This is a genomic window from Halomonas heilongjiangensis, assembly GCF_002879645.1.
Lineage (GTDB): Bacteria > Pseudomonadota > Gammaproteobacteria > Pseudomonadales > Halomonadaceae > Halomonas > Halomonas heilongjiangensis.
On record NZ_PNRE01000059.1, the window covers coordinates 1 to 19349 of the forward strand.

Sequence of the window (19349 nt, forward strand, 5' to 3'; positions counted from 1 at the left end):
TCCGCGCTTCACCCTCGGCGGGCTGCTGGGCACCCAGGCGGCCAGTACCGGTGACCTGTTCGCTCGCGACAGCGAGACGCGGCTGATCGCGCTCGGCATCGACTGGTCGTTCCTCGATACGGGGCGGGTGCGCGCCCGGATGGCGGCCGCCGATGCCGACGCCGACGCCGACCTGGCCCGTTACGAGCAGACGGTCCTGGTGGCGCTGGAGGAAACCGAGACCGCGCTCGCCCGCTATGCCCAGGCGCTGCGCGAGCGCGAGCACCTGGTCGACGCCGCCGAGGCCAGCGCCGAGGCGGCGCGCCAGGCCCGGGTGCGCTTCGAGGTGGGGGTCATCGACTTCCTGGAGGTCATCGACACCGAGCGCTCGCGGCTCGAGGCCGAGGACAGCCTGGCGCGCAGCCATACCCGTTCCGCCACGGCCCTGGTCGGGCTCTACAAGGCGTTGGCGGGCGGCTGGGACGACGTCCCGGAGGGCAGGAGGATAAGCGTCGAGAGCGCCTCGCTCTGAGGCGCGACCGCCGGCGGCCGAGTCTGCGCTACGACAGTCGGCCGGCGGGAGACGCCCGGGAGCCCCCGGCCGGCAGGAGGCCGGTTCGGTGATTTCTTGCCACAATGGCTCTGAATCCACTCGCAATGGAGTTGCCCCGATGCCCCGTTACCGCACAGGCAAGACGCTTTCGCTGCCCTGGCTCCTTCCTGTCTTCGCGCTGGCCGCCCTGATCCTTCTCGCCGGTTGCCAGATGCAACCCCCGGAGCCCGCGGATGAGGACAAGGTGGCCATCGACCGCATGTTGCAACTGATCGATGAACGGCTCGACGTCGCACCCGTCGTGGCGAGATCGAAATGGAACTCCGGCGCGGCGATAGAGGCCCCGGAACGCGAGGCGCAGATCCTCGACCGGGTCGCCGCGGAGGCGGCCGAGGCTGGGGTCGATGACGCCTTCGCCCGGGAGTTCTTCGAGAAGCAGTTCGACGCCAGCAAGCAGATCCAGCGCCGGCTTCATCTTCGGTGGGTGCAGGAGGGACGGGGACCATTCGCCAGCCCGCCGGATCTGGCCGAGGAGGTCAGGCCGGTGCTCGATCGCCTGACGCCGCAGCTCATCGACGCCCTGGGTGACATGCAGCGGATCGCCCGGGTCGAGGGCGCGGGCCGTTACCTGGAGACGCGGGCCCGGGTGCTGGTCCAGGACGACTTCGATGGCGAGCCGCGCGCCGTGGCACTGGCACCGCTGATGGAGCGCATGGCGCGCTAAGTCGGAATGGTCTGCATATAACGCCACAGCTGCCGGGCTTGCGGGTCGTCGCTATGGCGTAACCCGGCGTCAACGCCGGCCTGATCCTCCGGCGATCGGTGCCGGCCGAGCTTGGCCTTGCCATGGATCGCGTCGATACGGATCCGGATGCCGACGATAGCGGGAAGTAGCCTGTCGCGCAGGGCATCGCTCAAGGTGTCGGGATCAGCGAGCAGCTCGGGTTCGTACTTGGCCAGCGTCCTGTCGAGGATGTCGTTCGTGGTGGAGGAATCGAGCAGTTCGAGCGTGCCCTCGACGTGTACGACGGCATAGTTCCAGGTGGGCACCGCCGGTTTCCCGGCATACCAGGTGGGAGAGATATAGGCATGAGGGCCGTTGAAGATCGTCAGCACCTTCTGGCCGTCCCGGTCCCGCCAATGGGGATTGGCCCTGGCGAAGTGGCCGTATAGCGCGCCGTACTCGCCTTCATCGCGCTCCAGAAGAAAGGGCAGGTGCGTGGCCTGCAGGCCATCGCTGACGAGCACACCAAAACTGAACGCTTCGATAAGAGCGTGGGCCTGCTCCAGGGGCATCTGCATGGAGGATGGAATGTGCATCATGCCAGAGCCTCCTGGGTCAGGGGGGAAAGCGCCGTGCGCTGATGCCCTCGGTCATCGAAGTTGTCCGGCGACAGCCAGCGCGTGAAGGCGCTCTCCAGCGCGGGCCATTCGCCGTCGAGGATCGAGAACCAGGCGGTATCGCGATTGCGGCCAGCCACCACGCGGTGTTGACGAAAGACGCCTTCGAAGCGAAAGCCCAGGCGCTCGGCGGCGCGCCGCGAGGGGGCGTTGAGCGCGTCGCACTTCCATTCGTAGCGCCGGTAGCCGAGCGCGAAGGCGCGACGCATCATCAGTACCATCGCCTCGGTGGCGGCCGGAGACCGCTTGAGGCGTGGCGTGAAGTGCAGGTGGCCGACTTCGATGGAGCCCTCTTCGGGCTCGATGCGCAGGTAGGCGGCCATGCCCAGCGCCTCGCCGCTGGCATTCTCGACGATGGCATGGAAGCTCGGGTCGCGGCTGGCCGCTCGCCCGCCCAGCCAGTCGCGGTATTGGGCGATGTTGTCGAAGGGGCGACCGCCCAGATAGGTCCAGCGCTCCTCCAGGCCCTCGCCGGGCGTAGTGCTCGGGGCAAGAAATGCCGCATGCAGGTCGTTGGCGTGACGGTCGACGTCCAGCGGCTCGACCCGTACCAGGCGCCCCGTCATGGGCTCGGGGTCGGGAAAGGCGGCGCCTCGCCAGCCCGCTACCGGGTGGCCCACCGGCTGGCCGTAGGTGTTCATCTCCGTCATGGACAGCTCTCCTCGAGGACCCGGTCGTCCACCGTCAGCGCATAGTGATGGAACACCGTATCGCGCCGCCAGCCCAGCGACTCGTACAACCCCTGGGCGACCCGGTTCTCTATCTGGGTGGCCAGCTTCAGGTGCCTGACGCCGTTGGCCAGGGCCAGGTCGCGGGCGGCGTTCATCAGCGCTCGGCCGATACCGCGCTGGCGCGCCCGGGGTGCGACGAAGAGGTCGTTGAGCAACCATAGCGGAGCCAGGCGCACGGTGGAAAACAGCGGGTAGAGCTGCACGAAGCCGAGCAACTCGCCGTCCTCGCCTTCGTCGACCAGCAGGTGGGCATCGCCCAGGCCCAGGCGGTGCGCCAGGAAGTTCCGGGCACCGGCCGGGTCCGAAGGTTGGTCGTAGAACACCCGGTAGCCGTCGAGCAGCTCACCGAGGGCTTCGATATCGCGCAGCTTGGCATGACGCACCGACATGGGAAGGTCCTCCTGCGGGGTGACACCCGGTCAGTCTGGCGGCATATTGGTTCCTCGATAAGAACCAATTCCGGGGAAAATCATGGGACCGGTTGTCGGTGACGAAGCGGACTGGGTAAGCGAGGCGCTGGGGCTCGAACTGGCCAGCCCGGCCTCGGCGCCGCTGGCACAACGGCTATACCGTGCCTTGCGTGCCTGGATACGGGAAGGGCGCCTGGCCAGCGGCCAGCGGCTGCCGTCCTCGCGCCGCCTGGCGCGTGAATTGAGCCTGGGCCGCAACACCGTGCTGGCGGCCATCGACCAGTTGATCGCCGAAGGCTTCCTGGAGAGCCGACCCGGTGCCGGCACCTTCGTGGCGGATGTGGCGTTCGAATCCATGGCCAGCCAGTCCGGCGAGACGCGTCCACTGCCTGATCGGACCGCGGTGGACGAGGCCGAGCTGTCGTCGCGTGGCGTGCGCCTGCTCGACTTCTGCGCCAGCCTGGACGACCGCTTCGGCGCCTTCGCGCCCGGCGTGCCGGCGCTCGATCGCTTTCCCCATGCGCTCTGGCAACGGCTGTTGCGGCGCCATCTGCATGCGACGCCCACCCAATGGCTGGATTACCAGGCCCAGGGCGGCGTACCGGCGCTGCGCGAGGCGCTGTGCGACTATCTGCGGCTGTCGCGCTCGGTGCGTTGTCGCCCCGAGCAGATCCTGATCGTGCAGGGGGCCCAGCAGGGGTTCGAGCTGCTGGCGCGGATGCTCGGCGATGTCGGCGACCGGGCGTGGGTCGAGGAACCCGGCTACCACGGGGCCCAGGCCTGCTTCAGTGCCGCCGGTTTCGACGTGGAGCCGGTGCCGGTGGATGCCGAGGGCATGAGCGTTCCAGGGGTGCCCGTCGGAGGCGCCTCGCCCCGGCTGATCCATGTCACGCCCTCTCATCAATATCCCAGCGGCGTCACGATGAGCCTGGCGCGGCGTCTGGCGCTGCTCGAGGTCGCCGAGCGTCATCGCGCCTGGATCGTCGAGGACGACTACGACAGCGAGTTCCGCTACGGTCAGCGGCCCATCGCCGCCTTGCAGGGGCTGGTCGACGGGGCCCGGGTGATCTATGTCGGGACCTTCAGCAAGGTGCTCTATCCGGGGCTGCGGCTGGGCTACCTGGTGCTGCCCGATCCCTTGGTGGTGCCGTTCCGACGGGCCAATGCGCGCCTGCATCGCGAGGGGCAGTATCCGGTGCAGGCGGCGCTGGCCGAGTTCATCGCCCAGGGGCACTTCTCGCGCCATGTGCGGCGCATGCGTGACTGTTATCGCCGGCGACAGGCACGGCTGCGCGAGGCCCTGGCGCCGGCGGTGGCGCGTGGCCTGAGGCTTTCCGGGGGCCAGGCCGGCATGCACCTGGTGGCCTGGCTCGACGATGAGGAAACCGAGCGGACCCTGGTCGCCAGGGCCGCCGGGCAGGGCGTCACGCTCTCGCCGCTGTCGCGCTATTACCTGCGCCGGCCGGGGCGCCCCGGCCTGGTGCTGGGCTATGCCGGAGCACATGAAGACGAGATCGAGCGTGCCGGAAGCTGGCTGGCGCGCGAATGGGCAGCGGTCACCAGCGAGCGATCCTGCCCCTGAACGGTCTCCTTCCCCTGTTCGAGCGCTCCCCGGGGTGTGGTACCGTTGACGGTAGCGACAGCGCCGGCCGAGCGCCTGTCGCCCGTTCCCCATCGCCCGGAACCGCCCCGATGATTCATACGCCTCCCGGCGACCGTCGCCGGTGCCGATCGCTCACCCTGCCGAACGGGCTCCGGGTCCTGCTGCTCTGCGATCCCGCCGCCGACCAGGCGGGGGCCGCCATGAGCGTCGGCGCCGGCAGCGGCGATGAACCGCCCGATTGCGCGGGGCTGGCCCACCTGCTGGAGCACATGCTGTTCCTGGGCACGGAACGGTACCCGGCGCCGGAGGATTTTCCGGCCTATGTCCAGGGGCACGGCGGGCGCTACAACGCCACGACGGAGCTCGCTCAGACCCGCTACTTCTTCGAGATCCCCCCCGCCCGGCTGGACGGCGCCCTGGATCGGTTCGCCCAGTTCTTCATCGCCCCGCGCCTGACCGAGTCGGCCATCGTGCAGGAGCGTGAGGTGATCGACGCGGAGTACCGGGCACGGCGACAGGACGACGAGCAGCGCATCCTGGGTGTCATCAAGCAGGTGCTCGATCCGGCGCATCCCGCCAGCCGCTTCCTGGCCGGCAACCGGGACACCCTGGGGGCGGCCCCCGAGTCGCTGCGTCGGGCCCTGATGGCCTTCCGGGAGCGCCATTACACGGCCACCAACCTGCGGCTGGCGGTCGTCGGGGCGGCGTCGCTGGACACCCTGGAGCGGCAGGTGCGTCGCTGTTTCGCCGATATCCCGTGCGGGACGAGAGCGGCGCCGGCGGCCCATCCGCCCCTGCTGCCGCCGGGGAGCCTCCCCCTGAGCCTGGCGCTGCAGCCGACGCATCGCTGCCATGAGCTGCGCCTGTGCTTTCCGGTGCCCGCCCTGCGGCCCGACGATTACCTGCAACCCTGGGAGTACCTCGGGCAGCTGCTCGCGTTCCGCGGCCCCGGCAGCCTGTACGGCCAGCTCATGGAGCGGGGGTGGCTCACGGATATCGACGGCTCGGTGCTGCTGGATACCCGGCCCCAGGCCCTGTTCCAGATCCGATTGCGCCTCACCCCCGACGGCATGGGCCACACCGCGGTCATCACGGCGGCGGTGTTCGCCTGCCTGCAGCGCATCGAGGCGGACGGCATCGCCGATTGGCGCCACCGGGAGCGACAGGCGCTGGCCGACCAGCGCTTCCGGCTCGCGGCGACGACGTCCACCCTGGAGTTCGTCAAGTCGCTGGCCGACCAGCTCCACCGTTATCCCGTCGCGGAAGCGCTGCGCGGCCCCTACCGGCTGGATGAGTTCCAGCCCCGGGTGATCCGCGCTTGCCTGGCCCGCCTGACCCCGGACAACCTGCTGGCGCTGACGATTGATCCTGCGGTGCGGGGTGACCGCACGAGCCCTTGGTTCCCGACGCCCTACCGGATCGCGGCGGCGCCCGATCCCGGGGCCGCCCGATGGGACGGGGCGCTCGATTTCACGCTGCCGCCCCCCAATCCCTTCATCATGGCGATGCCCGATGCCAAGCCGGGGGAGGCGAGTGCCCCCGTGCCCCGCCTGCTGCGCGACAGCGGACAGAGCCGGGTCTGGTATCAGCCGCTCGCCCGGGCCCCGGGCGGGCACACCACGCTCTACCTGAACCTGGTGGCTGCTTGCCCCACGCACACCTTGAGCGCCACCGTCCTGACGGAACTGCTGATCGCCTGGCTGGAACGGGAGCTGGCCGCCGAGTGGCAGCAGGCACGGGCCGCCGGCCTGGAGGTGGCGCTGAGCCGCCATCACCAGGGCATCACGCTGAGGGCCGGCGGCGTTCCCGAGCAGCTCGACAGGCTGCTGCAACGGCTGGCGAGCTGCCTGACCCGAACCCGGATCACCGCGGCGCGCTTCGACCAGGCCCGGCAGGGACTGCAGGCGCGCTGGTACCAGCGGCAGCACGACCCTGCGTTTCGTCGCCTGCTGCAGCTGCCCGAGGCACGGCTGGGCCATGGCTTCGGCGACGAGGAGCGCCTGGCCGAACTGGCCACGATGCGACGGGAGCGGTTGCAGACGTTTCGGCACGCGCTGCTGCACTCGCTGGGGATCGACTGCCTGATGGCGGGGCCGCTGGATGGGGCCCAGGCACAGCGGCTGGCCGACGTGCTGGAAGCGCGCCTGCTGACCGGCGACCGGCCGGCGGTGGAACGCCGCCGGCCGCCGATCGTGCCGCTGCAGGCGGGCCAGGCCTGCCACTATCGGCTCGAGGCGAGCCACCCCGACAGCGCGGTAGCCCTGTACCTGCCGGGGCCCGATGCCTCGCCGCTGCAGGAGGCTCGCTACCGTCTGCTGGCCGCGCTGCTCCACGACCCCTTCTTTCACCGCCTGCGCATCGAACGACAGCTCGGCTATGTGGTGCTGGCCCGCTACCTGCCCCTGCACGACCGGCCGGGACTGATCCTGCTGGTGCAGTCGCCGTCGCTCTCGGTGGACGAGCTGCAGGAGCAGATACGCTACTTCCTGACGGCGCCCGACGCCCCCCTCCCCACGCTCGACCCCGAGCGCTTCGCCCACTACCGCGACGGCCTGCTGCAGACCCTGCAGGCGCAGCAGCGCCAGCCCACCCAGCAGGCGGCGCAGTGCTGGGCCGACCTGGCCACGGGCGACGCCGATTTCCAGCGGCCCCGGCAGCTGCTGCAGGCCGTCGCCGACCTGACCCTCGAGGAGCTGCAGCGGTTCTACCAGGCCCAGCTGCTGCCCTCTCCCTGGGTCTGGCTGCATACCTGACCCCGGAGGGGGCTCGGCGCTGTTGTTGGCGGAGGCGCGGCCAGCGTCGGCATAGGCGTGGAAATTCGCCTGGGTCGAATGTTATCGAGCGGATTTGACCGTGGTCAACTGCTGGAAAATAGCGAGCTGTTTGCCCAGTGAAAGGATGAGAAGTTGCGACAAAGGGAGGTCGGTTCTACTTCCAAGGTTCTATACATGCATTTGTTTTACCTCTCTAGCCTTGGCAAGGCAACGCCATCGGTTGCAACAACAACGAGCCAAGTGATCAGGAGGTTTTCATGCAATGGGTCGATCCGGAATTCTGTGATCTGCGTCTGGGCTTCGAGGTCACCGCCTATGTCTATGTGCGCTGACGATATCCACTGAATGAGCCGCCGGGAATGGCCCCTGGCCATTCCCGGCTGGTTCTCATGCATATCACCGAGGAGCAGGGCATGACAACGCACCACCGGGTCCGCTTGAGCGACAGCTACGTCATCAGTCCTACCTTTCTCTTTCGCTGGGAAGCGTCCCAGGACGCCCATGTGCTCCTCTACCCCGAGGGCATCGTCAAGCTGAATGATACGGGCGGCACCATCCTGAAGCACTGCAATGGCGAGTCCACCGTCGCCGAGCTCATCGACGAACTCAATGCACTCTACCGTGCCGATCGCGATGCCATCGCCGAAGGCGTCATCAAGTTCCTGGAGGTATCCCATGCCAAAGGCTGGATCCGCGTTGCGTCTTGATGGTGATGGCAAGCCTATCTGGGTGCTGCTCGAGCTCACCTACCAATGCCCTCTGCAGTGTGTGTTCTGCAGCAACCCGGTGGATTTCGACCGTTATCGCGAGAATGAACTGAGCACCGAGGAGTGGAAAAGGGTGATACGCGACGCCCGCCAGATGGGGGCCATGCAGATCGGCTTCTCCGGCGGCGAACCCACCCTGCGCAAGGACCTCGAGGAGCTGGTCGGCGAAGCCAATGACCTGGGGTATTACACCAACCTGATCACCTCGGGGATCGGACTCACCGCAAGGAGACTGGCGGCGCTCAAGGAGGCAGGGCTCAAGCACATCCAGCTGGGCTTCCAGTCCAGCGACCGCGCCACGGCGAACATGCTGGCGGGGGTGGAGAGTTTCGACAGGAAGCTGGCGATCGCCAAGGAGATCAAGGCACACGGTTTTCCCATGGTGTTGAACGTCCCCATCTCTCGCCACAATATCGCCCAGGTACCGGACATCATCGAGCTGGCCAGCGAACTGGGCGTGGAGTACCTGGAGCTGGCCAACGTGCAGTACTACAACTGGGCGCTGCTCAACCGGGATCGGCTGCTGCCCACTCGAGAGGAGCTGGAGTGGGCGGAAGCGGAAGTGAACAAGGCCCGTGCGCGCCTGGGCGACTCGCTGACCATCTTCTTCGTCATTCCCGACTATTACGAAGGTCGCCCCAAGGCGTGCATGAACGGCTGGGGCTCCATTCACCTGACCATCGCGCCGGATGGCGCGGCCCTGCCCTGTTCCCAGGCCCGTACCATCGACACCCTTGAGTTCCCCAATGTCAGGGAACACAGCCTCGAGTGGCTGTGGCGGGAGTCTCCCACTTTCCAGAAATTCCGCGGCAACGAGTGGATGAAGGAGCCCTGCCGAAGCTGTGACGAGAGGGAGCAGGACTTCGGCGGCTGCCGCTGTCAGGCCCTGTTGTTGACGGGAGACGCCGCCAATGCGGACCCCGCCTGCAGCAAGTCGCCCCACCACCATCTCATCCAGCAGGCCATCGTTCAGTCGGAGATCCCGAAAAAGCATGAGGACTCATTGATCGCCCGCCAGGGCGGCCATCACCCGGGGAGAAACGTGACATGAAACTGCCGCACGACTCCCTCGGGGGGACCCTGACCGCCGGGATGGCCCTGACCGCCGTGCTCTATCTGATCGTCCGGACACTGATCTAGGGGCCTGCATGCCATGACCCTCGCACTGCTCGACTTCGTGTTCCGCTGGGCGCATCTCCTCTTCGCGCTCGTCTGGATCGGTCACAACTACGCCAATGTGGTGAAGCACCCCACCTTCACGCCGCTCAACGGCGAGGCGAGCGAAGAGGCGCGCACCGCCGCGCTGGAAGCGCGGATGCAGCGCGAGCATGGCACCTTTCGCTACGCCTCCCTCGTGGTCTGGGGGTCCGGCATGGGCATGCTCTGGTATCGGGGCTGGCTGGGCGACGCCCTGCTGCTCGAGGGGCCCCATGCGGTCATCGGCATGGGGGCCTGGATCGGCACCCTGATGCTGCTCAACCTGTGGCTGGTGCTCTGGCCCCACCAGCAGAAGGTGCTGGGCTTCGTGCCGGCGCCGATGGAGGAGCGGGTGCGCTGTTCACGAATCACCTTCCTTTCGTCACGCACCAATACGATCCTGTCGATTCCGTTACTGTTCTTCATGGCGGCCAGCGGGCATGGCTTGCATCTCTTCTGAGCGCCGGCGCGCGGGAGGCAAGCGAATGATCTCCTCACCCGTTTACAACTTCGCCGCAGGCCCCGGCATCATGCCCCGTGAGGTCCTGCAGCAGGCCCGGGAGGAGCTGCTGGACTGGCGGCAAAGCGGCATGTCGGTCATGGAGATGCCCTTCACCGGCGAGGCGTTCCAGGCCATCATGCAGCAGGCGCAGCGGGACCTGCGCGAGCTGCTCGGCGTGCCTGCCGGCTACCGCATCCTGTTCCTGCAGGGTGGCGCCTCGGCGCAATTCTCACTGCTGCCGATGAACCTGCTGCCGCCCGGGGCCACGGCGGACTATGTCGACACGGGGCACTGGTCGCGCAAGGCGATCGCGGAGGGCAGCCGCTACGCGCGGATCAACGTCGCCGCCAGCGGGGCGACCCACGACTATCGCCGGATTCCCGCTCAGGCCGCCTGGCGGCCGAACCCCGGGGCGGGCTATTGCCATATCACCAGCAACGAAACGGCCGATGGCCTGGCGTACCACTGGCTGCCGGATACCGGCAGGGTGCCGCTGGTCGCCGACATGACGTCCGACTTCCTGTCGCGTCCCATCGCCGTCGAGCGCTTCGGGGTCATCTATGCCGGCGCGCAGAAGAACATCGGCCCCGCCGGGCTGACCATCGTCATCATCCGTGACGACCTGATTCGGCCGGCGCGGCCGGAAACCCCCTCCGCCTTCAGCTACCGGGTTCAGGCCGAAAGCGGGGGGCGGTTCAACACGCCATTGACCTATGCGGTCTACATCGCCGGCCTGGTGTTTCGCTGGCTGAAGCGCCAGGGCGGACTGGGCGCCATCGCCGAGCGCAATCGGCGCAAGAGCGACAGGCTGTACGCTGCCATCGACGGCAGCGACCTGTACGCCTGCCATCAACGCGCGGCGGACAGGTCGGCCATGAACGCCTGTTTTCACCTGGCCGACGCCTCGCTGACGACCGAGTTCCTGCAGCAGGCCCGGCAGCAGGGGTTGCTGAACCTGCACGGCCATCCGGCCGTCGGGGGGCTGCGCGCCAGCCTCTACAATGCCATGCCCGACGCGGGTGTCGACGCGCTGATCGCCTTCATGCGGGCGTTCGCCGCCCGGCACGCCTGATCGCCGGGCCTGGCCGCCGCTCCCGGGGTGCCCCATGTTCCGCTACCTTATGACCGCCTTGATGCACCGCAGGCCCCCGCTTGGCCGCCGGCTCGCCCTTGTCCGGGCCAGGCTGGGCGCCCGGGCCCCGTGGCGCTGGACCGGACGGGAGACGCCTCCGGCAACCTTCGCCCCGGTGAAGGCCATGGGGCTGGCCTTTCCGAACCCGCTCGGCATCGCCGCCGGCTTCGACAAGCGCGGACGGCTGGGCCGGCACGCGGGTGCCCTGGGATTCGGCTGCATCGAAGTCGGCACGCTCACCCCGCGGGACGCGGCAGCCTATGTGGCCAGCGAACCGGCGCGCGGCGCCACCGGCACCATCCTGGGCGTCAATATCGGGATGAGTCCCGAGACAGCGCCGCCCTATGCCCAGCATGACTATCTCGTCGGCCTGCGAGCGGTGTGGGGCCAGGCCGACTATATCGCCATCAACCTGTGCAGCCCCCAGGCGGCGGAACTGCTGCACCCGACCCGGAGGGAGATACTGGAGGCGCTCCTGGTGGCCCTGAAGCGGGAGCAGCGGGCCTTGACCGCGGTGTCCGGCCGCTACGTGCCCCTGGCCGTGAAAGTCAGGCTGCCGCTCGAGGCCGGCGAGCTTCCCGAGGTCGTGGCCCGCTTGGCGGCGCTGCGCTTCGATGCGCTGATCGCGGCGCTCGATGGCGGCCCGCCGGCCACGCCGCAGCGCTATGCCGACTGGCAGGGGCCGGAACGGCAACGCCGGGCCTGCGATCGGATCGAGCGGCTCGCCGCCGCGCTCTCGGGGCGCCTGCCGATCATCGCGGTGGGGGGCATCGGCTCGGCCCAGCATGTCGCCGGGCGGCTGCGTGCCGGTGCCACCCTGGTGCAGCTCCACGACGCCCTGGTCTACGAGGGACCCCGGGTCGCCCTCGCCATTCAGCGAGCGGGAGCCCGGGGCTCCTGACCGGGAGCCTGTGCGAGGGTGCCGCTCAGGGGCGCCACCGGGCCGGATGCTCGTCCCTGAGCACGCCGTGCTCGTCCCAGTCGTCCCAGCCGCTGAAGGGAATCGGGCTGGCCTCCTCGAGGGTGGCCAGCCGCCGGGCCCAGTGCGCCTTCGCGGCCTCGAGGTGGGCGCGGAAGTCCGCTTCCGCCTGGTAGCTGAGCCCGCCGCCCTGCACGCCGTAGGTGGCCTGTGGCGCCAGCACGCTCATGCCCAGGTAGTAGAGCGAGCAGTGCATGGGCCACATCAGGGTCGCCATGTCGCCGCCGCGGCCGTGACGCGTGAAGGCCGGCGCCGGCGAGCCGGTGGTCACCGAGCAGATCGCACGCTTGCCACGAAAGCGCCCGAGGTCGTAGCGCATGCTCCCGGAGTAGACCCCGCCATAGACACAGACCCGGTCGAACCAGCCCTTGAGCATCGCCGGCAGGCCGTGCCACCAGAGGGGAAACTGCAGGATCACCAGGTCGGCACGCTCCAGCCGGGCGATCTCACGCCGCACGTCGTCGGGCAGGGTGCCGGCGTTGAAGGCGTGGCGCTGCTCGGTCAGTGGCAGGAACGTCTCCGGCTCGGCGCGCTCGGCGAAGTGTGCCGGGTGCTCGACGGGGTCGAACCCCTCGGCGTAGAGGTCCGAGACCTCGACGCTGTGGCCGCGGCGCTCGAGAGCCTCCACCGCCACGTCCTTCAGGGCACCGTTGAACGAGCGGGGCTCGGGGTGGCAGAACACGATCAGGGCATGCATGACGGGTCTCCGGTAGGAAAGCGTACGGTGTGTCCCTGCAGGCTATGCTGTACGCTGACGAACCGATATTCCCCAAGAATGACAATGAACCTTGCATGAATGAACAAGCGTTGCACTGGGACGACCTGCGCGTGGTGCTGGCGATCACCGAGGCGGGAACGCTGTCGGGGGCGGGGCGGCGACTGGGCGCCAGCCACGCCACGCTGTTCCGGCGCCTCAACGCCATCGAGCGGCGCCTGGGGGTCAGGCTGTTCGAGCGGGCACGGACGGGCTATTCGCCCACCGCGGCGGGGGAGGAACTCGCGGCGACGGCCTCGCGGGTGGAAGCCGAGGTCCTGCGTGCCGAACGGCGCCTGGTGGGGCGCGACCTGCGGCTCTCCGGCGTGATTCGGGTGACCACCACCGACACGCTGCTGATGGGGCTGCTGTCGCCGATCCTGGCCGACTTCCGGCGCGCCCATCCCGGGATCGTGCTCGAGGTGGCGGTCTCCAATGCGCTGTTCAATCTCTCCCAGCGCGACGCCGACGTGGCGGTGCGGCCCTCGTCGTCGCCGCCCGAGCACCTGGTGGGGCGGCGGGTCGGCAGCATTGACCAGGCGATCTATGCCCGGGGCGGCGGGGCAGGGGACGCCGCCGCCTGGGTCGGGCCGGATCGCCACCTGGGCTATGCGCCGCTGGAGGCCTGGATGGCCGACAACGGGGCCGACGCCCACTGCCGCTACCGCGTCGACACCCTGCTCGGCATGCTGGCCGCCGCCCGCGACGGCCTGGGTCGCGCCGTGCTGCCCTGCTACCTGGCCGACGCCGAGCCGGCCCTGACCCGCCTCGGCGAGCCGATCCCGGAACTCGCCACCGAGCTGTGGCTGCTGACTCACCCCGACCTGCGTCGGGTGGCGCGTATCCGCGCCTTCCTGGCCTTCGTCGCCGAGGCGTTGATCGGTAGCGGGAGACTGGGGATCGCGACGACCGATTGAGCCGACCCGTACTGGTCAATCCTGCTGATATGAGAAAATGCGGAGGTCATGATGACGCCCACATCCAGAACGACCGGGCAGCTACTACCGAAGGAAGCCGAGGCCGCGTTCGACATCATCGGTCGCGAACTGGGCGACACCGTCGTCGGCGTCTACCTGTTCGGTTCGGCGCTCAGGGGCGGCCTGCGCCCCAATAGCGACGTGGACGTGCTGGCGATCGTCAGCCAGCCACCCGCCGAGCAGGTGCGACGGCGTCTGGTCGAGGCGCTGATGACGGTCTCCGGCAGCCCCGCGGACGACGGCTCGCCCCGGCCGCTGGAAGTGACGCTGCTCTGCCGGCAGGGGCTGGTGCCCTGGCACTACCCGCCGAGGAGCGAGCTGGTCTATGGCGAATGGCTGCGGGAGGCGTTCGAACAGGGCCGCATTCCCCCCGCCGCAACCGACCCCGACCTGGCGGTCGTGCTGGCCACCGCCAGGCAGAGCAGCCTCGCCCTGCAAGGGCCCGAACTCGCGGAACTGATCGCGCCGATTCCGGAGATGGACCTGCGGCGCGCCATCGTCGACTCGCTGCCTGGCCTGATCGCCGGCTTGCAGGGCGATGAGCGCAACGTGCTGCTGACTTTGGCGCGGATGTGGATGACCCTCGAAACGGGGGAGATCGCTCCCAAGGACGTTGCCGCCGCCTGGGCCCTGGAGCGCCTGCCGCCGGAGCACCGGGCCGCGATGGCGCTGGCGCGGCATGCGTATCTCGACGGGGGCGGCGACGACTGGACGCAGCGCATGCCGCAGGTGGAAGCGCTGGCGGCCTTCCTGCGGCACGCCATCGAGCAGTGCGGTGACGCCCCAGGCAGGTGATGCGGCTAGGTATCGTCCAACTGCTGCAGCGCTTCCTGGGTGGCCGCGTCCGCCGGGAAGAACGACTCGACGGCGAGTTCCTCCAGGGTGATGTCGAGCGGGGTGCCGAATACCGTGGTGGTGCTCAGCAGCGACAGCACGCGGCCATCCGGCAGGGCCAGCTCCAGCGGCACGACGATGCCGGCATGAGGCGTGCGGGCGGCGGCCAGGTGGGGGCGTGACCCGACCGGTACCGGGTAGCCCTTGAGCTCCTCGGCGAGGTCGACAAGGGCCGGATCGGCGGCGCTATCGGCCTGGCGAGCCAGGCGTTCGAGAATATGGGCGCGCCATTCGCGGAAGTTGCGGATGCGCGACGCAAGCCCCCGGGGATGCAGGGTGAGCCGCAGCACGTTGACCGGCGGCTTCAGCCGCGCGGGCTCGATGCCGACGAGCAACCGCTCGAGCGGGCGGTTGGCCATCAGCAGGTGCCAGTGGCGGTCGACGGCCAGCGCCGGGTAGGGGGCATGGCTCGCCAACAGCCGCTCGATCACGCCGCGCACCGTCTCGAGCTCCGGCGCGTCGATGCCGCGATCGCCGTAGGCCGGGGCGAAGCCGGCGGCGAGCAGCAGCCGGTTGCGTTCGCGCAGGGGAACGTTCAACTGCTCCGCCAGGCGCAGCAGCATCTCCCGGCTCGGCACGGCGCGCCCGGATTCGACGAAGCTCAGATGGCGCTGGGAGATGTCGGCGTCGGCGGCGAGCGCGAGCTGGCTCAGTCGTCGCCGCTGGCGCCACATCTTCAACAGCTGCCCGGGGGTGGGGGAGGTCGTGGTCATGGGCCCAGATTAGCGCCGAGCGATATGGCTGGCTATTACCTCGCGGGTAATCGCCAGGCCGCACACGCCGGGCGAAGCTACCCGTGACAGCTCATCACACCTCATCACAGGAGCATCGCCATGACCGCCTACGCCATCGCCCGCCTGCAGGACGTCACCATGGGACCCGAGATCGTCGAGTACCTGGAAGAGATCGATGCCACCCTGGCCCCCTACGGCGGCCGCTATCTGATCCACGGCGGCACCACCCAGGTGCTGGAGGGGCGCTGGCAGGGCGATACGATCATGCTCGGCTTTCCCGACCTGGAACAGGCCCGGGCCTGGTATCGCTCCGAGGCCTACCGGCGCATCCTGCCGCTGCGCACCGCCAACGCCGTGGGCGATGTCATCCTGGTGGAGGGCGTGCCGGAAGGGCACCGGGGCATCGATATCCTGGGCTGACGAGGGCCTATCGCATCAGGCTGACCCGTCTTCCGCTGCGCTGGATGCGGCCTTCCCGCTCGAGCCGCGCGAGGGTGCGGTAGAGGGCTTCGTGGGTCAGGCCGAGCTCCGATGCCAGCTGCTTCCAACTCTGGTCGATATCGAGGACATCGCTGCCGCTCGGCAGATGCAGGCGAAGGTAGGCCAGGACCCGGTCGGCCGCGGTGTGCAGGCTGAGGATCTCGGCACGCGAGCGGGCGGCCTGCACCTGGCCGGCGAGGTGGCGGGTGAAGCGCAAGGCGTGCTCGGGCCTGGTGCCGAGGGCGGCGAGAATCGCGCCTTTCGGATAGGCCCGCACCCGGGTCGCCGTCTCGGCGACGGCATCGCAGTGATAGCGTTCGGCGAACAGTGACGGCTCGGCAAAGGCCTCCCCCGCGGCGGCGCGATGAAGGGTCACCTCGGCACCGGCACTGCCCGGCCGCACCAGGCGCAAGCGTCCGGCGACGATGACGTAAAGCGCCGTGACCCGGTCACCGGCGCGAAAGAGGGTCTCGCCGGCCTCCAGCGTCCGGCTGGTGCCGGGGCGTGCCACGAGCGCCTCGAGAATCTCGGCGATGGTCGTCATGGAGTGTCCGTATGATCGCAATCATATGAAGTGGGGCGCCGCGAGGTCAGTCTAAGCTTTGTCTGAAAAATCGGCGAGCGATGATCAGACAAGGCAAAAATCGACGAAAGGACGGAGTTTACGAGCTGTAAATGAGGTCTTTGAGCCGATTTTTAACGCCGTATGGACGAGCGCAGGCAGTTTTCAGACAAAGCGTAGTCGTAACGGCAATCCAAGGGGACCCCAGTATGAAGATCGCAGTTGCAACACTCCTGTTCCTGTCGTTGACGATGCAGGCAAGCGCCGAGGCGCCGAGCCACGCCCCCGGGGAGCATTCGCCCTACGCGGGCAGGCAGCGGCAGGAGCTCGGGGCGCTGACGGACGCACAGCTCGACGACTTGCGCGTCGGGCGGGGCATGTCGTTTGCCTTGCCGGCGGAACTCAACGGCTATCCCGGCCCCAGCCATGTCCTGGAGCTGGCCGAGGGACTGGAGCTGACCCCGGCGCAGCGACGCCGGACCGAGGCGCTGTTCGCGGAGATGCAGGCCGAGGCCGTGAGGCTGGGCGAGCGCCTCATCGACAGCGAGCGTGCGCTCGAGGCGCTGTTTGCCGATGGCCGGGCGGAGCCGCAATCCGTCATGCGGGCGACCACCGAAGCCGCTCGCCTCCGGGGAGAACTACGCGCCACACACCTGACCTACCACCTCGAGATGAAGCAGGTACTCACCGCAGCGCAGGTCGCGCGCTACAGCCACCTCCGTGGTTATGGCCGGGACCATGACTCGCGGAGCGGTTTCACGAAATAATTAGTCAGTCAATAACGGCGCATGGAGCCCGTCGCGTTAGGGGGGCGAACATCGCTTGTCGAGGGAATGAGACATGAAAAGGCGTTTCGCCACCTTGTTGGGATCGTTGGCCATCGTCCTGGCGGGCTGTGCCGGCATGGAGAGTCCGATGACGCATGATGAGCCACTGGAGAACACCTACTGGAAGCTGACCCGAGTCGGCGATGTCGCGGCCGAGGCGGTGGACAACCAGCGCGAGGCGCATTTCGTGCTGCACGCCGAGGAGAGCCGCGTGGCGGGCTCCACCGGTTGCAATCGCCTGGCGGGCAGCTACCGGTTGGAGAACGACTCCCTCCGTTTCGGCCCCTTGGCCACCACGCGCATGGCCTGCCCGGAGGGAGCCGAGACCGAGCAGGCCTTCCTCACGGCGTTGGAAGCGGCAGCGAGCTGGCAGGTCGAAGGCCAGGCGCTGACCCTCAAGGACGAGGCCGGTGCCGCCGTGGCGCACTTCGAGGCGGTGCATCTCTACTGAGCGGCGCTGGCCTCGCCGCTATCGAACTGCTCGGCCGTGATCCCAGCCCGGCTCGACGATCGAGCGCACGAAATCCCCCTTGGCACGGGTGTAGGCCTCGCGATCTTCCCGGTGGCAGGAGGCCAGCTCGCGCTTGAGGGCGGCGTAGCGTACGGCCAGCGCCGCATCGCTGCGCAGGGTGTCGCGAAAGGCCAGCCGCTTGCGCCACAGGTCGCCGTCGTAGACCACCACGTGCAGGTGGTGGGTGCGCTGGCCGTGGGCGTGGCGCATGAACCAGCGGCGGTCGCTCAGAGTGGCGTTGAACTCGACCGAGGTCACGTAGCCGAAACCGAGCAGTGGCTCGAACAGGGCGTCGGCGACGGCCATGGAGGCAACGCCGGCCATGACGTCGATGATGGGCTTGGCCGGCATGCCGGGAATGGCGGTACTGCCGATGTGTTGCACGTCGAGTAGCTCGGCGGGGAAGCGCCGCAGCAGGCGGCCGCACTCGGCGTCGAAACGTGTCGGCCAGGCGGGATCGTAGTCTACCAGGCGCACCGGCTCATCAATGGCCTGCTGCAGCGACTGGGCTTCGTTCATCGGGGCTCCTGGAAGCTGGGGCGTTCGAGATCTCATCCGCGCTGGCTTCGCGCTGCTGGCGCAGGGTGCCGGGCGGGTAGCCATGGATGCGCTTGAAGGCGCGGCTGAAGGCGGCCGCGCTGCCGTAGCCCAGGCGATAGGCCACGCTCTCGATCGGCTGTCTTTCCCTGCCGATCCACTGGACGGCCAGGCGCATGCGCAGCTCGGTCATGTAGCGGTGCGGCGTCATCCCCGTTACCGCCAGGAAGCGTTCGGCGAATACCGAGCGTGAGCTGCCCATTTCCGCGGCGAGTTCGGCCACCGTCCAGTGCCGTCCCGGGTCACGATGCAGCGCGGCGATGACGCGGCCCAGGCGCGGGTCGCGCAGGGCCTCGATCCAGCCCGTCGCATCGCCGCAGCCGCACTCCACCCAGCCGCGCACGATGAAGGCGGACACCACGTCGGCGAGCCGCGCCAGGATGGCGGCGAAGCCCGCGCGTTCCGTTCGCGCCTCGCGTTCCATCGCCTCCAGCATGGGCAGGATCTCGGGGTGCCGCTCCAGCAGGGTGCCGACGTACAGCACCTCGGGCATCAGCGCGACCAGGGCGTGCATGCTGCCCAGGTCGAACTCCATGCAGCCGCTGAAGGTCAGGGCGCCGTCGAGGATGCAACCCTGCGGGCAGGCACGGATCGCGCTGACCGCCTCGCACAGCTTGGCGCTTTCGAAGGCGGTGATGTCCTGTGCCGGCTGGTCGGGCGCGGAGAGCAGGGCGTGGGAGCCGCCGCGCGGCAGCAGCAGGGCATCGCCCGTCGAGAGGGTGTGAATGCTGCCGCTTGGGCTGCGCAGGTAGACGGGGCCGCGTGCCACGAAGTGGAACTGGGCCCAGCCCTCCACCTTGCCGAACTCGACCCCCAGGGGCGGCGAGAGCTGGATGCGGCGATAGGCGATACCGCGCAGCCGCATGCCGAGCAGTAGCTCGCTGACCAGGTCGCTGGCCAGTTCCGGCTTTGGCATCTCACACTCCTCATGTTCGTCATATCGCTTCGCTTATATCCGATTCGGACGAATGATCAAGCATTCAAG

23 protein-coding genes are annotated in these 19349 nt (G+C 68.7%); 15 read left to right on the forward strand and 8 right to left on the reverse strand.

Translation table 11 applies throughout. The annotated features are described in order from the left end of the window. Together C1H66_RS13130 and aroQ are read left to right on the forward strand one after the other, a co-directional pair. Positions 1 to 511, forward strand: a 511-nt coding sequence (locus C1H66_RS13130) for a TolC family protein (RefSeq protein ID WP_146010729.1), incomplete at its 5' end; no start/stop codon positions are given. A gap of 139 nt (positions 512 to 650) precedes the next feature. Beyond that, a complete protein-coding gene (aroQ, locus tag C1H66_RS13135) occupies positions 651 to 1256 on the forward strand; it encodes a gamma subclass chorismate mutase AroQ (RefSeq protein WP_102628337.1) in 606 nt (201 codons plus the stop codon). Here the strand turns inward: aroQ and C1H66_RS13140 are convergent. Genes C1H66_RS13140 through C1H66_RS13150 form a run of 3 tightly spaced genes read right to left on the reverse strand, consistent with a single transcriptional unit; the run spans position 1253 to position 3053 of the window. Continuing rightward, positions 1253 to 1855 carry an FMN-binding negative transcriptional regulator gene (locus C1H66_RS13140; RefSeq protein WP_240618310.1) on the reverse strand — a complete coding sequence of 201 codons (603 nt, stop codon included), beginning with the start codon at positions 1853 to 1855 and terminating at the stop codon, positions 1253 to 1255. The genes aroQ and C1H66_RS13140 overlap by 4 nt on opposite strands. After that, positions 1852 to 2583: a GNAT family N-acetyltransferase gene (locus tag C1H66_RS13145; protein WP_102628338.1), complete on the reverse strand. Its 732-nt coding sequence runs from the start codon at positions 2581 to 2583 to the stop codon at positions 1852 to 1854. Before C1H66_RS13145 ends, C1H66_RS13140 begins: the two co-directional genes overlap by 4 nt. Continuing rightward, on the reverse strand, positions 2580 to 3053 hold the full coding sequence (locus C1H66_RS13150) for a GNAT family N-acetyltransferase (protein WP_102628339.1): 474 nt from the start codon (positions 3051 to 3053) through the stop codon (positions 2580 to 2582). Before C1H66_RS13150 ends, C1H66_RS13145 begins: the two co-directional genes overlap by 4 nt. A gap of 82 nt (positions 3054 to 3135) precedes the next feature. On the opposite strand from C1H66_RS13150, the gene pdxR reads away from it, so the two are divergent. The 8 genes from pdxR to C1H66_RS13190 all read left to right on the forward strand — a co-directional run bounded on the left by pdxR (position 3136) and on the right by C1H66_RS13190 (position 11950). Beyond that, positions 3136 to 4656, forward strand: coding sequence for a MocR-like pyridoxine biosynthesis transcription factor PdxR (gene pdxR / locus C1H66_RS13155; protein ID WP_102628340.1), 1521 nt, complete (start codon positions 3136 to 3138; stop codon positions 4654 to 4656). A 110-nt stretch (positions 4657 to 4766) separates the two neighbouring features. Next, positions 4767 to 7430 (forward strand): insulinase family protein, encoded by a 2664-nt coding sequence (locus tag C1H66_RS13160; RefSeq protein WP_170064148.1) that lies wholly within the window; start codon positions 4767 to 4769, stop codon positions 7428 to 7430. 278 nt (positions 7431 to 7708) lie between these two features. Beyond that, complete coding sequence (gene pqqA / locus C1H66_RS23540) at positions 7709 to 7783, forward strand: pyrroloquinoline quinone precursor peptide PqqA (RefSeq protein WP_102628408.1); 75 nt, start codon at positions 7709 to 7711, stop codon at positions 7781 to 7783. Between the two features lie 81 nt (positions 7784 to 7864). Beyond that, positions 7865 to 8158: a pyrroloquinoline quinone biosynthesis peptide chaperone PqqD gene (pqqD, locus tag C1H66_RS13170; RefSeq protein WP_102628409.1), complete on the forward strand. Its 294-nt coding sequence runs from the start codon at positions 7865 to 7867 to the stop codon at positions 8156 to 8158. Further along, positions 8127 to 9269: a pyrroloquinoline quinone biosynthesis protein PqqE gene (gene pqqE / locus C1H66_RS13175; RefSeq protein ID WP_102628342.1), complete on the forward strand. Its 1143-nt coding sequence runs from the start codon at positions 8127 to 8129 to the stop codon at positions 9267 to 9269. Before pqqD ends, pqqE begins: the two co-directional genes overlap by 32 nt. Positions 9270 to 9371: 102 nt before the next feature. Next, positions 9372 to 9875: a urate hydroxylase PuuD gene (locus C1H66_RS13180; RefSeq protein ID WP_102628343.1), complete on the forward strand. Its 504-nt coding sequence runs from the start codon at positions 9372 to 9374 to the stop codon at positions 9873 to 9875. Positions 9876 to 9900: 25 nt separating this feature from the next. Next, complete coding sequence (gene serC / locus C1H66_RS13185) at positions 9901 to 10989, forward strand: 3-phosphoserine/phosphohydroxythreonine transaminase (RefSeq protein ID WP_102628344.1); 1089 nt, start codon at positions 9901 to 9903, stop codon at positions 10987 to 10989. Positions 10990 to 11023: 34 nt separating this feature from the next. Beyond that, positions 11024 to 11950: a beta/alpha barrel domain-containing protein gene (locus C1H66_RS13190; protein WP_102628345.1), complete on the forward strand. Its 927-nt coding sequence runs from the start codon at positions 11024 to 11026 to the stop codon at positions 11948 to 11950. A gap of 25 nt (positions 11951 to 11975) precedes the next feature. Here C1H66_RS13190 and C1H66_RS13195 read toward each other — a convergent pair whose 3' ends face one another. Further along, the gene (locus C1H66_RS13195) at positions 11976 to 12725 is read right to left on the reverse strand and encodes an NAD(P)H-dependent oxidoreductase (RefSeq protein WP_102628346.1); all 750 of its coding nucleotides are present in this window, start codon (positions 12723 to 12725) and stop codon (positions 11976 to 11978) included. 95 nt (positions 12726 to 12820) lie between these two features. Here C1H66_RS13195 and C1H66_RS13200 point away from each other — a divergent pair, with 95 nt between their 5' ends. Continuing rightward, on the forward strand, positions 12821 to 13699 hold the full coding sequence (locus C1H66_RS13200) for a LysR family transcriptional regulator (RefSeq protein WP_102628347.1): 879 nt from the start codon (positions 12821 to 12823) through the stop codon (positions 13697 to 13699). Between the two features lie 51 nt (positions 13700 to 13750). After that, positions 13751 to 14554: an aminoglycoside adenylyltransferase family protein gene (locus C1H66_RS13205; RefSeq protein ID WP_102628348.1), complete on the forward strand. Its 804-nt coding sequence runs from the start codon at positions 13751 to 13753 to the stop codon at positions 14552 to 14554. Between the two features lie 5 nt (positions 14555 to 14559). Here the strand turns inward: C1H66_RS13205 and C1H66_RS13210 are convergent, their stop codons facing one another. After that, positions 14560 to 15366, reverse strand: coding sequence for a helix-turn-helix domain-containing protein (locus tag C1H66_RS13210; RefSeq protein WP_102628349.1), 807 nt, complete (start codon positions 15364 to 15366; stop codon positions 14560 to 14562). Between the two features lie 120 nt (positions 15367 to 15486). On the opposite strand from C1H66_RS13210, the gene C1H66_RS13215 reads away from it, so the two are divergent. Continuing rightward, positions 15487 to 15807, forward strand: a complete 321-nt coding sequence (locus C1H66_RS13215) for a DUF1330 domain-containing protein (protein WP_102628350.1) — start codon at positions 15487 to 15489, stop codon at positions 15805 to 15807. Between the two features lie 7 nt (positions 15808 to 15814). Here the strand turns inward: C1H66_RS13215 and C1H66_RS13220 are convergent, their stop codons facing one another. Then, complete coding sequence (locus C1H66_RS13220; RefSeq protein WP_102628351.1) at positions 15815 to 16411, reverse strand: Crp/Fnr family transcriptional regulator; 597 nt, start codon at positions 16409 to 16411, stop codon at positions 15815 to 15817. A gap of 227 nt (positions 16412 to 16638) precedes the next feature. On the opposite strand from C1H66_RS13220, the gene C1H66_RS13225 reads away from it, so the two are divergent. Then, positions 16639 to 17196, forward strand: a complete 558-nt coding sequence (locus tag C1H66_RS13225; protein WP_205738663.1) for a Spy/CpxP family protein refolding chaperone — start codon at positions 16639 to 16641, stop codon at positions 17194 to 17196. Between the two features lie 148 nt (positions 17197 to 17344). Beyond that, positions 17345 to 17707 (forward strand): META domain-containing protein, encoded by a 363-nt coding sequence (locus C1H66_RS13230; RefSeq protein WP_170064149.1) that lies wholly within the window; start codon positions 17345 to 17347, stop codon positions 17705 to 17707. A gap of 18 nt (positions 17708 to 17725) precedes the next feature. Here C1H66_RS13230 and C1H66_RS13235 read toward each other — a convergent pair whose 3' ends face one another. Further along, positions 17726 to 18286 (reverse strand): GrpB family protein, encoded by a 561-nt coding sequence (locus tag C1H66_RS13235; RefSeq protein ID WP_102628353.1) that lies wholly within the window; start codon positions 18284 to 18286, stop codon positions 17726 to 17728. Further along, positions 18252 to 19280 carry an AraC family transcriptional regulator gene (locus C1H66_RS13240; RefSeq protein WP_102628354.1) on the reverse strand — a complete coding sequence of 343 codons (1029 nt, stop codon included), beginning with the start codon at positions 19278 to 19280 and terminating at the stop codon, positions 18252 to 18254. The genes C1H66_RS13235 and C1H66_RS13240 overlap by 35 nt, the downstream gene beginning before the upstream one ends. Between the last annotated feature and the right edge of the window lie 69 nt (positions 19281 to 19349).

Excerpts from the sequence above, each read along its gene's own strand:
- C1H66_RS13180 (WP_102628343.1), top strand. The coding sequence starts at position 9,372 with ATGACCCTCGCACTGCTCGACTTCGTGTTCCGCTGGGCGCATCTCCTC.
- C1H66_RS13200 (WP_102628347.1), top strand. The coding sequence starts at position 12,821 with ATGAATGAACAAGCGTTGCACTGGGACGACCTGCGCGTGGTGCTGGCG.
- C1H66_RS13210 (WP_102628349.1), bottom strand. The coding sequence starts at position 15,366 with ATGACCACGACCTCCCCCACCCCCGGGCAGCTGTTGAAGATGTGGCGC.
- pdxR (WP_102628340.1), top strand. The coding sequence starts at position 3,136 with ATGGGACCGGTTGTCGGTGACGAAGCGGACTGGGTAAGCGAGGCGCTG.
- C1H66_RS13230 (WP_170064149.1), top strand. The coding sequence starts at position 17,345 with ATGACGCATGATGAGCCACTGGAGAACACCTACTGGAAGCTGACCCGA.
- C1H66_RS13140 (WP_240618310.1), bottom strand. The coding sequence starts at position 1,855 with ATGATGCACATTCCATCCTCCATGCAGATGCCCCTGGAGCAGGCCCAC.
- pqqD (WP_102628409.1), top strand. The coding sequence starts at position 7,865 with ATGACAACGCACCACCGGGTCCGCTTGAGCGACAGCTACGTCATCAGT.
- pqqE (WP_102628342.1), top strand. The coding sequence starts at position 8,127 with ATGCCAAAGGCTGGATCCGCGTTGCGTCTTGATGGTGATGGCAAGCCT.
- C1H66_RS13190 (WP_102628345.1), top strand. The coding sequence starts at position 11,024 with ATGTTCCGCTACCTTATGACCGCCTTGATGCACCGCAGGCCCCCGCTT.
- C1H66_RS13145 (WP_102628338.1), bottom strand. The coding sequence starts at position 2,583 with ATGACGGAGATGAACACCTACGGCCAGCCGGTGGGCCACCCGGTAGCG.
- serC (WP_102628344.1), top strand. The coding sequence starts at position 9,901 with ATGATCTCCTCACCCGTTTACAACTTCGCCGCAGGCCCCGGCATCATG.
- C1H66_RS13225 (WP_205738663.1), top strand. The coding sequence starts at position 16,639 with ATGAAGATCGCAGTTGCAACACTCCTGTTCCTGTCGTTGACGATGCAG.
- C1H66_RS13150 (WP_102628339.1), bottom strand. The coding sequence starts at position 3,053 with ATGTCGGTGCGTCATGCCAAGCTGCGCGATATCGAAGCCCTCGGTGAG.
- C1H66_RS13205 (WP_102628348.1), top strand. The coding sequence starts at position 13,751 with ATGACGCCCACATCCAGAACGACCGGGCAGCTACTACCGAAGGAAGCC.
- aroQ (WP_102628337.1), top strand. The coding sequence starts at position 651 with ATGCCCCGTTACCGCACAGGCAAGACGCTTTCGCTGCCCTGGCTCCTT.
- C1H66_RS13160 (WP_170064148.1), top strand. The coding sequence starts at position 4,767 with ATGATTCATACGCCTCCCGGCGACCGTCGCCGGTGCCGATCGCTCACC.
- C1H66_RS13240 (WP_102628354.1), bottom strand. The coding sequence starts at position 19,280 with ATGCCAAAGCCGGAACTGGCCAGCGACCTGGTCAGCGAGCTACTGCTC.
- C1H66_RS13215 (WP_102628350.1), top strand. The coding sequence starts at position 15,487 with ATGACCGCCTACGCCATCGCCCGCCTGCAGGACGTCACCATGGGACCC.
- C1H66_RS13220 (WP_102628351.1), bottom strand. The coding sequence starts at position 16,411 with ATGACGACCATCGCCGAGATTCTCGAGGCGCTCGTGGCACGCCCCGGC.
- C1H66_RS13235 (WP_102628353.1), bottom strand. The coding sequence starts at position 18,286 with ATGAACGAAGCCCAGTCGCTGCAGCAGGCCATTGATGAGCCGGTGCGC.
- C1H66_RS13195 (WP_102628346.1), bottom strand. The coding sequence starts at position 12,725 with ATGCATGCCCTGATCGTGTTCTGCCACCCCGAGCCCCGCTCGTTCAAC.